13 protein-coding genes are annotated in these 12,569 nt (G+C 66.3%); 5 read left to right on the forward strand and 8 right to left on the reverse strand.

Going from position 1 to position 12,569, the window contains the following annotated elements; translation table 11 throughout:
- Positions 1-33: 33 nt before the first annotated feature.
- From ACT86A_RS15960 to ACT86A_RS15975, 4 genes are all read right to left on the reverse strand, one after another.
- Entirely contained in the window at positions 34-639 is a 606-nt protein-coding gene (locus ACT86A_RS15960) for a GTP-binding protein (RefSeq protein WP_445092915.1), read from the reverse strand.
- Entirely contained in the window at positions 614-964 is a 351-nt protein-coding gene (locus ACT86A_RS15965) for a DUF742 domain-containing protein (RefSeq protein WP_445092916.1), read from the reverse strand. The genes ACT86A_RS15960 and ACT86A_RS15965 overlap by 26 nt, the downstream gene beginning before the upstream one ends.
- A 73-nt stretch (positions 965-1,037) precedes the next feature.
- The gene (locus ACT86A_RS15970) at positions 1,038-1,463 is read right to left on the reverse strand and encodes a roadblock/LC7 domain-containing protein (RefSeq protein ID WP_445092917.1); all 426 of its coding nucleotides are present in this window, start codon (positions 1,461-1,463) and stop codon (positions 1,038-1,040) included.
- On the reverse strand, positions 1,463-2,833 hold the full coding sequence (locus ACT86A_RS15975; RefSeq protein ID WP_445092918.1) for an ATP-binding protein: 1,371 nt from the start codon (positions 2,831-2,833) through the stop codon (positions 1,463-1,465). The genes ACT86A_RS15970 and ACT86A_RS15975 overlap by 1 nt, the downstream gene beginning before the upstream one ends.
- 528 nt (positions 2,834-3,361) lie before the next feature.
- Here ACT86A_RS15975 and ACT86A_RS15980 point away from each other — a divergent pair.
- Complete coding sequence (locus tag ACT86A_RS15980; protein WP_445092919.1) at positions 3,362-3,793, forward strand: type II toxin-antitoxin system Rv0910 family toxin; 432 nt, start codon at positions 3,362-3,364, stop codon at positions 3,791-3,793.
- Positions 3,794-4,101: 308 nt separating this feature from the next.
- On the opposite strand, the gene ACT86A_RS15985 is transcribed toward ACT86A_RS15980, so the two are convergent.
- The 3 genes from ACT86A_RS15985 to ACT86A_RS15995 form a co-directional block, all read right to left on the reverse strand.
- Complete coding sequence (locus ACT86A_RS15985; RefSeq protein ID WP_445092920.1) at positions 4,102-5,640, reverse strand: DHA2 family efflux MFS transporter permease subunit; 1,539 nt, start codon at positions 5,638-5,640, stop codon at positions 4,102-4,104.
- Between the two features lie 27 nt (positions 5,641-5,667).
- The gene (locus ACT86A_RS15990) at positions 5,668-5,937 is read right to left on the reverse strand and encodes a hypothetical protein (protein ID WP_445092921.1); all 270 of its coding nucleotides are present in this window, start codon (positions 5,935-5,937) and stop codon (positions 5,668-5,670) included.
- 523 nt (positions 5,938-6,460) lie between these two features.
- Positions 6,461-7,147 carry a PAS and ANTAR domain-containing protein gene (locus tag ACT86A_RS15995; protein WP_445092922.1) on the reverse strand — a complete coding sequence of 229 codons (687 nt, stop codon included), beginning with the start codon at positions 7,145-7,147 and terminating at the stop codon, positions 6,461-6,463.
- A 287-nt stretch (positions 7,148-7,434) separates the two neighbouring features.
- Between ACT86A_RS15995 and ACT86A_RS16000 the strand changes: the two genes are divergently transcribed.
- Both ACT86A_RS16000 and ACT86A_RS16005 read left to right on the forward strand, forming a co-directional pair.
- Positions 7,435-7,947 (forward strand): DUF2231 domain-containing protein, encoded by a 513-nt coding sequence (locus ACT86A_RS16000; RefSeq protein WP_445092923.1) that lies wholly within the window; start codon positions 7,435-7,437, stop codon positions 7,945-7,947.
- Positions 7,948-7,995: 48 nt separating this feature from the next.
- Positions 7,996-8,406, forward strand: coding sequence for a hypothetical protein (locus ACT86A_RS16005; RefSeq protein WP_445092924.1), 411 nt, complete (start codon positions 7,996-7,998; stop codon positions 8,404-8,406).
- 1 nt (position 8,407) lies between these two features.
- Here the strand turns inward: ACT86A_RS16005 and ACT86A_RS16010 are convergent, their stop codons facing one another.
- Complete coding sequence (locus tag ACT86A_RS16010) at positions 8,408-10,012, reverse strand: carboxylesterase/lipase family protein (protein WP_445092925.1); 1,605 nt, start codon at positions 10,010-10,012, stop codon at positions 8,408-8,410.
- 400 nt (positions 10,013-10,412) lie between these two features.
- On the opposite strand from ACT86A_RS16010, the gene ACT86A_RS16015 reads away from it, so the two are divergent.
- On the forward strand, positions 10,413-10,910 hold the full coding sequence (locus ACT86A_RS16015; RefSeq protein WP_445092926.1) for a MarR family winged helix-turn-helix transcriptional regulator: 498 nt from the start codon (positions 10,413-10,415) through the stop codon (positions 10,908-10,910).
- Complete coding sequence (locus tag ACT86A_RS16020) at positions 10,903-12,552, forward strand: MDR family MFS transporter (protein ID WP_445092927.1); 1,650 nt, start codon at positions 10,903-10,905, stop codon at positions 12,550-12,552. The genes ACT86A_RS16015 and ACT86A_RS16020 overlap by 8 nt, the downstream gene beginning before the upstream one ends.
- The last annotated feature ends 17 nt before the right edge of the window (positions 12,553-12,569 follow it).

The raw sequence follows: 12,569 nt of genomic DNA on the forward strand, positions 1-12,569 counted from the left end.
GCGTGGATAGCGTGGACGAGGACTGGGGCGTGGTCAAAGACGAGACTCCAAACGGTGGAACAAGAATTCGACGAGCGTGATCAGTGAGCGCAGGCAGGTGCCTCGATCACGCGCGTCCAATGTGGTCAGTGGGGTGCCGGGTTCCAGGTCGAGGGCATCGCGCACCTCGTCGAGCGGGTATGGCCGGGCGCCTTCGAACTGGTTGACCGCCACCGAGTACGGAACACCGCGTTCTTCGAGCACCGAGAGAACCTCGTCGGACTTCTCGATGCGGCGCGTGTCGACCAGTACGAGCGCTCCGAGGGCACCTCGGGCCAGCTCCTCCCACAACGGGACGAAACGCTGCTGGCCCGGCGTGCCGAACAGATAGAGCGCGAGTTTCGGGCTGAGCGTGATACGACCGAAATCCATCGCGACCGTTGTCTGCGACTTGCCGGGTAACCCCGCCATGTCGTCCACGCCGACACTGGCCTCGGTGATGGTCTCCTCCGTGCGCAGCGGCTTGATCTCCGAGACGCTGCTCACGAACGTGGTCTTGCCGACACCGAAATTGCCTGCGACCAACAGCTTCACCGAGCGGGTCACGGTCTCGGGCACATAATCGACGGCGCGATCAGACGGCGAGAGCACGGAGCCCATTGAGTACCTCCTCCAGCAGAGTGATCTCCGGCAGAGACTCGGCCGGGGTGGGGGTGACCAGATGTCCGCCGTCCATGAGGTCGGACACGACGATCATGACGACGGACGGGGGCAGGTCCAGGTACGCGGCGATCTCGGCGATCGACAGCGCACCGCTGCGGCTGCACAGGGCCATGACCCGGCGGGCGTCAGGCGACGCTCCGGGGAGTGGATCTTTGGCGGTCAAGACCAAGGTGACCAGGTCCAGCTCGCGAGTAGGACGGGTACGTCCTCCCGTGCGCACGTAAGCCCGGACCAGGTCCGGATCGCGCCGTGGCTTGCTCATGCCGGCACCTCTCGGTTACCCGGGTCCGTAATGCCCAGCGGCGCAGTGCCGGTGACTCGCTCGCCGCGCTCGATCATGACATTTCGCTGCCGTCGACGCGCCTGCGTGGCTGGCTGCCCAGCTCGCGTCCGACCCGGCCGGCCAGCTCGTTCATTCGGTGCACGACAAGGGCCACATCGCTGTCGTTGGTGGTCGCGACACCGATCAGCGCGCCCTCTCCCGCGGCGGTGATGAGGATCATCCCCTGGTCGTACTCGGTCATGTTCTGCCGCACGCCGTTGGCGCCGTCACCGCAGAATTCGCCCAGCGCCTTGCCGAGCGAGCGCAGGCCGGAGGCGGCGGCCGCGAAACGTTCCGCCTCGTCGCGGGTGATCCCCTCGGAGTGCGCGATCCGCAGGCCGTCCTCGGATAACAACACCGCGAATCGGACACCCGAGACATTGAGATCTTCGAGTAGCCAGCCCAGTTTGTTGCTGCTGTCGGTCACGGGTGTGGCCATCAGGATGTCATCCCTTCCGTGTCATCGGATGCGGCTGCGCGGCCGCTCTTGGAGCCCGTCTGCCAAGCTGCGGCGATCTCGGGGCGAGCGAGGCCGGGCTCGGTGCGCGGCCCCACCGGGGCCAATGCGACCGTCCGGCGGCGCCGCTTGGGCAGGCCGCCGCTGGTGATCTCGTGTAGCGCCGGCGACTGCTCGTCGTGATCGCGCTGCGCGCTCGGCGCGTCCGGAGCGGGAACCGTGATGGGCTCGGGTTCGGCCTCCGTCACCGGCGCGACCTCCTGGACGTTCTGGGGGGTGACCAGCAGCGACTCCGGGATGTAGACCATCGCGCGCATGCCGCCGTAGACGTTCGGGCCGTCGATGTAGACGGTGAAGCCATAGCGCCGAGCCAGCGCGGCGATACCCGGGAAGCCAACCTTCGGCGACGGGCCGAGCTGGTGGATATCGACCGACCGCTCGTGCGCGAGCACCTGGCGGGCCTCTTCCATCTGCTCGGCGTTCATCCGCACGCCCGCGTCATCGATGATCACGGTGACGCCGTGGTGGCCCTCCTGGAAGTTGACATCCACGTGCGACGTCGGCGGGGAGTACCGCAACGCGTTGTCGAGCAAGGTCGCCAGCGTGTGCACGAGCGGTTCCACCGCACGGCTGATCACCACGCGATCGAGCTGCGCCGGCCGCACGCGCAGGTATTCCCGGACCCGGCCGGTGGCGCCGCCCACCACGTCGGTCAGCGTCTGCGCGGGCCAGCGGCGGCCGGGCAGGCCACCGCACACGATCACGTAGGACTGCGCCTGACGGATCATTTGCTGCACGGTGTGGTCGATGCGGGTGAGGGTTTCGTACACCCGGTCATCGCGGTGTTCGCGCAGCGCGGCACTCACCACCTGGCTCACGTCGGCGCCGAGGCTGACCACAGAGGTACCGAACGAACGGACTGCGGCGCTGGAGGCCTGGCGCGATCCGGCGGCCACCTCGCTACGCGTGGACTCCTCGGCGGCCTTGATCGCCTCCTGTGCCTCGGTGTTGGTCAGTTCCCTTGTCTGCGAACGCATCAGGCTCAGATCGTCGGCATACCGTTCGGAGATCCAGCGCAGGCATTGCGCCAGCCGCGAATTCTCCATGCCCGCCTGGACTTCGACCGGGGGCACCTGCGACTCGAACCGGCGGATCGAGTCGGCCACCGCGGGTAGCGTGGTGGCGACGAACCGCTCCAACGTCTCCTCGGTTGCGCGCTGTTCCCTGGTGAGGGCCTCGACCTTGGCCCGTTGAGCCTTGGCATACTGCACTGCGTACAACGCCCCCGCTACGGCGATCACCAAAGCGACGGCGAAAATCCATGAAAGCACCACGGCGATATCTTGATTCATCAGTTCTTTCGTCGTTGACTGGTCTCGACGAGTCGGCCTTCTGCCATCCTGCTTCGTTCGCCTTCTCTCGCCTGCCGACCATGTACGGACCGGTCGGCCGGGTCCGCGTCGGGACACCGAAGTCCGCGTCGACACCGACGCTCACTCGAGCGTCTACCGCACAGTGCCCACGGGACAAGCGATTACAGCTGAATCGCCGACCGCCCGGATCGTGTCCGAACGGTTACCAGAACCCGACCATTCGCACATTAGCAGCATTTCAACGAAGTCTCTGCCGATCCTTCCGCCACTTTCCGAATTCCGCGGACCGGGCTCACGGGTGCCGCTGATCGCGACACAGATGCGCAATAGTGTTGGACTGCCGGGTAACCCGTGCACATCTGCCCTGGATAACGCCTATCGAGGATCACCGAAGGGATGCGGCGGCAGCCGCGAGCGGCGCGGTCTCCGGCACGTCGGTTCGCGCGCACGATCCCACGCAGGCCCTCCTATGCGGACCGACCATGGGTACCGGATACCATGCCGCCCATGGCGAAGCTGACGGTCTCGGTCGACGTGCCGATCTCCCCGGCACAGGCCTGGTCGCACACCAGTGACCTCGCCGAACTCGACAAGTGGCTCACCGTGCACGAAGCATGGCGCAGCGACCTTCCCGCCGAGCTGACCGTGGGCACCCAGCTGGTCGGCATCGTCTCGGTGAAGGGCCTGCGCAACCGGGTGACCTGGACGGTGCGAGCCACCGAACCGCCACACCGCCTGCGACTGACCGGCGCGGGCAAGGGCGGTACCGAACTGGGCCTGCAACTGCTCGTCACCCCGAAAGGGGCGGGTTCGGAGGTCACCGTCGATATCGAACTCGGTGGCGCACCGCTGTTCGGCCCGATCGGCGCGGGCGTCGCCCGCGCCGTCAAAGGGGATATCCAACGCTCTCTCGAACGTTTCATCGCCCGCTACACCTGAAGGATATTCATTGAGATTTGTTATAACGAGACGGTATTTCCGATCTCGTCTTACCGGTTTCCGCGCCTCGACCGAATAGGTATGCGGCGCAAGGCTCCGACAACCCGGCCTTTCGTGCGAACATGTCGTCGCCCGGCCCGGGAGCAACGCCGCCAACAGCCGCTCGGCAAACATCGGCTGCGTCGCGACGCCGACGGCTCGGGCCCGATTCGCCGGAGCTTGCCGTGGCCGCGTTCCGGCCGCGCCGGTCCGCCCGGCGCGATGTCCCGAGATCGCCTCGTAGACAGACGATCTCGGGACGAGTTCGACTACACGTGCACTGTGGTCGCCGCCTCGGCGACCTCAGGGTTCGTCGGCTTGGTCCGCGGCAGGAAGAACGCAGGAACCAAAGTGAACACGATCAGCACCACCGCCACTACGTAGGTGTGGCCGAACGCCTCCGCTGCCCGCTGGAGGCCGACTTCGATCGTCCCCGGCGGAAGGTTGCCCGCCAGCGTCGGATCGAAGTTGGCCGCAATCGCTGGGCGAACGAGCGGTTCGTTGTTCAGCAGGTTGGTCAGCACCACCGACATCGTCGCCGTGCCGATCGAACCGGCGGTCTGGTTGACAATGTTCATCAGCGTCGAGCCGCGGGCCACCTGCTGATGGGTCAGGGTTTGGATCGCCGCGGTCATGATCGGCATCATCGTGCAGCCCATGCCGAGGCCCATCACGAACAGGGCGGTGATCATGGTGACATAGGAGCTGTCCGCGTCGAGCTGGACAAAATACGCCATCCCGATCGTGATCAGCGTGATGCCGACCATCACGATCTTGCCGGGGCCGATCTTGTCCACCAGGCGACCGGCGACCGGCATGGTGAGCACCGCGCCGATACCCTGCGGAGCGATCAGCAGACCGGCTTGCAACGCCGATTCACCACGCACCTGCTGCAGGTAGGTCGGCAGCAGCAGAGCTGCGCCGAAGAACGCGATCGCGAACAGGACCATGGTGAGCACCGAGAAGGTCAGCGCGCGGTTGCGGAACAGATGCAAATCGATCAGCGGATGCTCCGTGCGCAGCGCGTGCAACACGAACGCGACCATCAGCAGTGCGCCGATGACGGCGGGAACCAGCACCTTCGCCGCAGCGACCGTCCCCTCTTCGGGAATCGAGGAGACACCGAACAGGAACAGCGCGAGTCCGGGCGAGGCCAGCAGCATACCGAGGAAGTCGAAGGACTCCGACGGCTCCGGATTGTCCGCGGGCAACACGATGACCGCCAGCACCAGCGCGACCACGCCGATCGGCAGGTTGATCAGGAAGATCCAGTGCCAGCTGAAGTTCTCGATCAACCAGCCGCCCAGGATCGGGCCGGCGATCGGGCCGAGCAGCATCGGCACGCCGAGCACCGCCATCACGCGGCCGATCCGCTGCGGACCGGCCGCGTGCGTCATGATCGTCATACCGAGCGGCATCAGCATGCCACCACCGATGCCCTGGATCACCCGGAACGCGATGAGCGACTCGATGTTCCATGCCGTGCTGCACAGCACCGAGCCCAGCACGAAGAAGGTGAGCGCCATCAAGTACAGTCGCTTGGTGCCGAACCGGTCCGCCGCCCACCCCGTCAAGGGGATCACGGTGGCCAACGCGAGGGTGTAGCCGGTCATCGTCCACGCCGCGATGGCGTAGCTCGTGTCGAACTCGCGCTGGAAGGTCGGGATCGCGACGCTGACGACGGTGATGTCGAGAATCGACATGATCGCGCCGAGCACGACCACGCCCGCGACCTTGAAGACGGCCGCGTCCAGCTTGTCGGCCGTCGGACCGAGCCCAGCCGCTGGTTTATCCGGAGGTTGTGTCACCGCTTAAGCCTTACACCTCCAGGCCGTTCACACCAGTCCATTTCGTGCCCTTGTCAAGAATTCCTGAGCAGAATCCAACGCGACGGGTCGCGACCGGTGGGCACGGCGTCCCGGTTCCCGGTCGTCGCTGAAGGTCGCGGCGCTGGTCATCAGCCGGTTGACGCGGGTCGCACCGACCCGGGCGGCACCGCCGCTGCCGCAGCAGGCGGGCGGGTCGGTGAGCAGCTCGATCGCGAACAACGCCGCGACGATGCCCACGCGGAAAAGTTCTCCACTCAGCTCGAGCCGGTTGCGCACTGCAGCCGCCGCGAGCCGGATAGCACCAGCTCGGCGTGGGGGCCGGGTACCGGGTCAGTTGTGGATCGGATGAGGGGTCGGTGGTCGGATGATGCGGCGATTAGCCATGACCTCGGCCCACCAATCGCTCAACGGGCTGGGGTCGGGCCAAACGATAGGGTCACGATCTTCGTCGTCTGGGACGCGCGCTTTGGGCTTCTCGATCACGATGACGTTCCTCTGCGCTGAATATTCAAGTGTTGCGGAGGACCCTCGTAGTCGCACGGTGCCGGTGGTTCACGACGAATCGCTTCGAATCGGCTGCCCGTCGAGCAGCGCGGGTTCCTCGCCCGTGTCGGACGACCGCACTGTCGATCCGATATATACAACCAATACCACGCAAAACGCCGAAAAAACCGATCTTTCCGATTTTCGGGCGGCGACGCCCTGTCGTTCCCGGCCATGTGACCAGGCGGAATCGTCCTGCGACCGGCTCGGCATCCGCACCGAGAATGGGCCGAGCGGCGGCTCATCGCCCAGCGGGTCACCGCTTCGGAACGCGCTCGTGGACGGTCAGCAGCAGGTGGTCGAAGGCGGTCTGCACCTGGGGTGGAGCCGGGGGCACGCAGTCGATTTCGGCGATGATCTGAGCGGCCAGGTCGCGAAGCTTGACGTTGGTTTCCTGCGAGCGCCACTGCAGGACGTGAAATGCCTGATCGGCATTGATCCGGTACACGCGCATCAGCACACCCTTGGCTTGCTCGATCAGCGCACGCGACTCGACCAGTTTCGGCAGCGTATCGTCGAGCAGGTCCTGTCGTTCCTCGGCGATGGTGGCGGTCAGATCGATGTAGTAACCCGCAGTGCCGACCACAGCGCCGTCCCGGTCGGTCAGCGTGTCGCCGAGTACGATAACGTGGTGCACCGCTCCGGCGGTGTCGATGATGCGGTGGCGGCTGCAGAACGGCTCGGCGTTGCGCACCGACTTCTCGATCGCCTCGGCAACGTGCTCACGATCCGCGGGATGTTTGTGCGCGAGCAACAACTCCGTCGTCGGCGTCACCGACCCCGGTGCGTAGCCGTGCATCGCGGCGACTTCATCCGACCATTCCCACCGCTGATCACCGAACCAGAACCGGAAGCTCCCCGTAGTCTGGGGCGTGCCCGCACCAACCACCTGGGCTACCGCTCCTTCGGCCGTCTCCACGATCGGTTCGCCCGATTCGCTCATCGCCTGACTGCGCTCCTAGCTCCTTGTAGTCCGGCATCGGCAGCGCAACACGCTTGCGCTGCGCACCGGTTCGGCACCGACGCTCGGCGACGGCGTCCTGCGAGAGCATTCTCGCGGCGGCAAGTGCGCCTGCTGCGCTTCCCTGCTCGCAGTCGCCGCGGGCGAGCCGACGCCGGTCGTGATATCCGAGGCGCAGTGGGTACTGCCGAGATGAGTATTGCCAAGATGTTGCCCGCCGCGCCGCAGTGACCCGGCGACGCACCATTCCGCCCAGCTGGGAGGTAGTCGTGACCAGTGCTCCACAACCGGCGAAGCGCCCGGTCAGCGCGCTGCTGGCGGGCCCATACGGGCACCCGTTCCATCCGATCCTGGTGACCGTGCCGATCGGCGCCTGGGTCGCGAGTCTGGTGTTCGACATCGGCTCACGGGTCGTGGCCGATCCGGATTTCCTCGCCCAAGGCGCGCTGTGGCTGATCGTGATCGGCCTGTTCGGAGCTCTGGTCGCGGCCACGATCGGATTCCTGGATCTGCTGGTCATCCCGAGCGGCACTCCGGCGTTCCGGACCGGTTTGCTGCACATGAGTCTCAATCTCGCCGTGACGATCGCCTTCGCGGTCGATTTCCTGTGGCGCCGGGCGGGCGATGGGCCGCGCGGTCCGGTAGCTCCCGGCCCCCTGCTGCTGTCCGCGGCGAGTCTCGTCGTGCTGGGCGTGTCGGGCTACCTCGGTGGGAAGCTCGCCTACCGATATGGCGTCCGAGTCGCCGATGAGGCCGGCCAGGCCGCGGGCTTCCAGCGCTGATCGCTGTTCGTTCGGATCGAAAGGAATTCGTCTCGAAAGGAATCTCCCATGGCCATCGCGGCATTGATCACCTGGCTGTTGACCGCGGCAGGCGGTTTCGTCCTGCTCGGCACCTGGATCTCGAAAGGCGGTACGCGGCAACCGAGTTCCACCCAGCTGCCGCCGCCGGCCGTCTTCGGCCACTTCCTCCTCGCCGTCGTCGGTCTGATCGTGTGGATCATCTATCTCTTCGCCGATAAGGACGCGCTTGCGTGGACGGCGTTCGTTCTTCTGCTCCCTGTGGCCTTACTCGGATTGTTCATGTTCGCCCGCTGGCTCCCCGGGTATCGCGCCCGCGCCGCATCCGGTCCGCAGCAGCCCGCTGAGCGCCACTTTCCCGTGGCGGTCGTCGCCGGTCACGGCGTATTCGCGGTCACGACAGTCATTTTGGTGCTACTGACCGCGCTCGGCGTCGGTTGACTCAGCGAAAGCGCTCGGACCAGAATCCACACTTGTGTCCGGCGCCGAAATCGTGCGACATCGGGCTTCCGGTCGCACGCATCACCACCACCGGACCATCCGGGCCCGGACCGTTCTGCGCCGGCCAGGCGGTCCATTGGGGCACACCGGGCCCGTTCGGGTCCCCGGTATGGGCGAAGTGGGTCCACCATCGCTGCAGCTGCCGGGCGAAGGCATCGGACGGGCCGGTCCACGGGATCGGCACGCCCATCAGGCTGGTGAACAGGTAGGCCAGTTCGGCGGAATGGAAGGCACCCGGCAGCACCGGATCGTCGTCACCGAAGGGCGCCTGGTCGAATTCGTACTGCCACAGGGGATGTCCGGCATCGCGGGCGACGCGGCTGGTGAACAGTGCCGGACAGGCGAACAGGCCGTCGGTGATGACCGCGGATTGCGCGGCCGCGGGGGTGGGATAGCGATCGAGTGGGTACTCGGCCAGTACTCGGTCGGCGTAGGCGCCGAACGATTGGCGCACATAGCGTTCGTAGCTCGCGGCATCCGGCGCGCGACCGCGCGCGTAGTCGGATTCGGCGACGAACAGCGCCCCCTCGTCGCCATTGCTTCCGACGATGAGGGGAATTTTCCGGTCATCTGCTTCCAGTCCCGCATCGAGTGTGCGGGTGATGACGACACCGTCGATGCTGGGCACCCAGATGGGCACAGGCCCGTCGAATTGGACGCTCGGTGCCAGCAGCGTCGCCTCGGGTAGTGCTCGCAAGCAAGCCAATTGTGTTGCGCGATCGACACATCCGACGCTTTCCGCGTAGCGCTGCGAGCGCGCGAAGGCATCCTCACGACTGCTGGGCACCAAGGGTGACTGTACGCACGATCCGCTTTGGACGATGGCTTTGTGGAAGAGGCCGTCGGAGGCGGGCGCGGCCAGGTGGGTGCAGACGCTTTCGCCGCCGGCGGATTCACCGAAGATGGTGACATTGGCGGGATCGCCACCGAAGGCAGCGGCATTGTCGTGCACCCACCGCAGGGCCGCCTGCTGGTCTTGGATACCGACTGTTCCGGTGGCCCCACCCGACTCCGCGGCCAGTTGGGGCAACGACATGAATCCGAACGGCCCCAGTCGGTAATTGGGGACCGCCACGATGACGTTCCCTTCGGCGACCATCCGGGAGGGGGCGTCGTATTGACTGTTGGCACCGGTGTCATAGCCGCCGCCGTGGAAGAACACCATGACCGGCAGGCTTCTGTCGCGGGCGCCGTCGGGCACGTAGAGGTCGATGGTCAGGCAGTCCTCGCTGGTCGGGCCGGCGGGTGGCGTGCCGGACAGATGTCCGTTCTGCGGACACAGCGGGCCGTGTACGAGAGCCGGCCGGACGCCGGGCCAGGGTGCCGGTGGCCGCGGGGGACGGAATCGCGCGTCACCTCCGGTGGGTGCGGCAAACGGGGTACCTAGGTATTTGACGATGCCATCGGCGGCGAGCCCGGAGATCGCGCCACCGGTCACGACCACAGTGGGTGGTGACGACCCGACCGCGGGCGATGGAGCACCCGCGAAGCAAAGGCCGATTACCGCGATCCCCGAGATCGCGGATCGCATGATCGAGCGAACCATTGCTGCCCAATACCTCCGATGCGGTCGCCACGGTCGGCAGCAATGACCCTCACCAAGCGAGCATCCCCCAGGCGCTACACCGCCGCCGCACGGCCCGTCCGACCGGGGCAGCGCCCGGCGTGATCCGCCCTCATCGCCCGCAGCCATCCGGAAGCCCTCGACCACCCGGGCCGAGACACGGCAGTTCGGACAGATGCTACAGCGGACCGCCGCGCGTCCACCTACTCGGCGACACGCGCGGCGGGCAGCGGGTCAGCGCCCGCAGCCAGCGCGAGTGCCTCGGCGAGAAGCTCGACCATGTCGCACCCCGTTTGGTGTGCACCCACGCTTTATTTGCTTAGCGAAAGCAATTAACATACAGTTGCTTAACGCAAGCAACTAATCTCGCTTCGGAGCAACCATGGCAATCTCACCCGATATCGCCCAGAGCCTGATCAAGGAGTTCTATCTGATGGGCCGGGCGATCCGGATCGCGCTCGCACACCCAGTGGAAGGGCAACTACTCCCGGGCGGCATCGGGGTGCTGGGCGCCCTCGAATCCAAGGGCCCGTGCCGACAAGTCGACTTGGCAGTGGACATGTGCATCAGCGCCTCCGCACTGAGCAGGCACGTCACCGAACTCGCCGGCGAGGGCTACATCAGTCGTCACGCCGACCCCACCGACGGCCGCGCCACCCTGATTCGGGTGACCGACGAAGGACGCGATTTGCTGCAACGCGTGCAGGCCTCGCGAGCGCGGGGATTGCAGACCGTTCTCGCCGACTGGCGTGAGGAAGAAGCCGAGCAGGCGTGCCTGGCCGTGCAAAAGCTCAGAAACACACTGACCGCACATGCGCACACCACATCACTGGGATCGCACCAGCCGGTTTCGATGGATAGTAAGGAAGTCGATGTCTAGTTCCGTCCAGGCGGTGCCGCCACGCGATCCAGTCGCGATGACCCACCGCGAAGTCCTGGAAGCGATGACCGGTCTACTGGCCGCATTGTTCACGGCACTGCTCAGCACAACGATCGTCGCCACGGCACTGCCCACCATTATCGGCGATCTGCAGGGATCGCAAACCGCCTACGCCTGGGTCATCACCTCGTCTCTGCTGGCCAACGCAGCGGCCACCCCGATCTGGGGCAAACTCGCCGATCTGTTCAACAAGAAGCAGCTGGTCCAATCGGCCATCGTCATCTTCGTCGTGGGCTCGATCATCGCCGGCTTCGCGGGCAATGTCGCCCTGCTGCTGGCCGCACGGATCATCCAGGGCGTCGGCATGGGCGGATTGACCGCGCTCGCGGTGGCGATCATCGGCTCCATCGTCGCGCCCCGGGAACGCGGGCGGTACTCCGGCTATATGGGCGCGGTCATGGCGGTTTCGATGTCCGGCGGACCCATCCTCGGCGGCGTCATCGTCGACAGCCCGCTCGGCTGGCGCTGGTGCTTCTTCGTGTGCGTGCCGCTGGCGGTGATCGCGCTGGTGCTGTTGCAGCGGACATTGCGGCTACCCACCGACCGTAAGGACGGCGTCTCGATCGACTGGCTCGGCGCCGCATTGCTGACCGGCGGTGTGTCGGTGCTGCTGATCTGGGTGTCGTTCGCCGGGAAAGCCGGCTATTACGCGTGGCTATCGCGCGAGTCGGCGGTCTATGTCGCGGTCGGCGTGCTGCTGCTGATCGCGACGGTGTGGGTCGAGTCCCGCGCTGCGTCGCCGATCATCCCGCTGCGGATCGTGACCGAGCGGACCACCGGTCTGGCGATCATCGCCTCGATCGCGGTCGGCGTCGGCATGTTCGGCGCGACAACCTTCCTGGGTCAGTACTTCCAGACCGCGCGCGGATACTCGCCGACCCTGGCGGGGGTGCTGACCATTCCGCTCGTCGTGGGCATGTTCGTCGCGTCGGTCGGCTCCGGACAGCTGATCACCCGGCGCGGCAAGTGGAAGGGATACGTCGTCGCCGGAGCCGCCCTGCTGGTGGCCGGGTTCGGGCTGCTTTCCACTCTCGACCATGCGACGAGCCTATGGCTGGTCGGTGGATACATCACGGTCGTCGGGTTGGGCGTCGGCATGATGATGCAGAACTTGGTTCTGGCCGTGCAGAACACGGTGAGCGTGCACGACATCGGCGCCGCCTCGAGCAGCGTTGCCTTCTTCCGCACATTCGGCGGCGCCATCGGGGTCTCGGTGCTCGGCTCGGTGCTCGCCACCCGGGTGAGTGAGCTGTCCGCGGCGGGATTCGCCAGGATCGGCGTCCAGACCATGTCCTCCGGCGGCAGCAACCTGGATCTCGGCGCCTTGCCCGCCCCCATCGCCACGATCGTGCGCGCCTCCTACGGCGATGCGACCGGACGGATCTTCCTCCTCGCCGCGGCAGCGACGGCCGTCGCCCTCATCGCTACGGCGCTACTGCCGAATCGTCCGCTACGCCGCACGATCGACATCGATCCCGCTCTCGACCCGATGCAGCCGGGTGCGCAGAGGGCGAATGGGAGCCCGAGTTCCGGGAGCTCTGCGCAGCGGGACAAGGACAGGGAACCGGCATTGCTCGACTGACGTCGCGGCGTACTCGG

The organism is Nocardia glycosmidis, from assembly GCF_052545115.1.

Coding starts and splice junctions, on each gene's coding strand:
- ACT86A_RS15960 (WP_445092915.1), bottom strand. CDS start 639: ATGGGCTCCGTGCTCTCGCCGTCTGATCGCGCCGTCGATTATGTGCCC.
- ACT86A_RS15965 (WP_445092916.1), bottom strand. CDS start 964: ATGAGCAAGCCACGGCGCGATCCGGACCTGGTCCGGGCTTACGTGCGC.
- ACT86A_RS15970 (WP_445092917.1), bottom strand. CDS start 1,463: ATGGCCACACCCGTGACCGACAGCAGCAACAAACTGGGCTGGCTACTC.
- ACT86A_RS15975 (WP_445092918.1), bottom strand. CDS start 2,833: ATGAATCAAGATATCGCCGTGGTGCTTTCATGGATTTTCGCCGTCGCT.
- ACT86A_RS15980 (WP_445092919.1), top strand. CDS start 3,362: ATGGCGAAGCTGACGGTCTCGGTCGACGTGCCGATCTCCCCGGCACAG.
- ACT86A_RS15995 (WP_445092922.1), bottom strand. CDS start 7,147: ATGAGCGAATCGGGCGAACCGATCGTGGAGACGGCCGAAGGAGCGGTA.
- ACT86A_RS16005 (WP_445092924.1), top strand. CDS start 7,996: ATGGCCATCGCGGCATTGATCACCTGGCTGTTGACCGCGGCAGGCGGT.
- ACT86A_RS16010 (WP_445092925.1), bottom strand. CDS start 10,012: ATGGTTCGCTCGATCATGCGATCCGCGATCTCGGGGATCGCGGTAATC.
- ACT86A_RS16015 (WP_445092926.1), top strand. CDS start 10,413: ATGGCAATCTCACCCGATATCGCCCAGAGCCTGATCAAGGAGTTCTAT.
- ACT86A_RS16020 (WP_445092927.1), top strand. CDS start 10,903: ATGTCTAGTTCCGTCCAGGCGGTGCCGCCACGCGATCCAGTCGCGATG.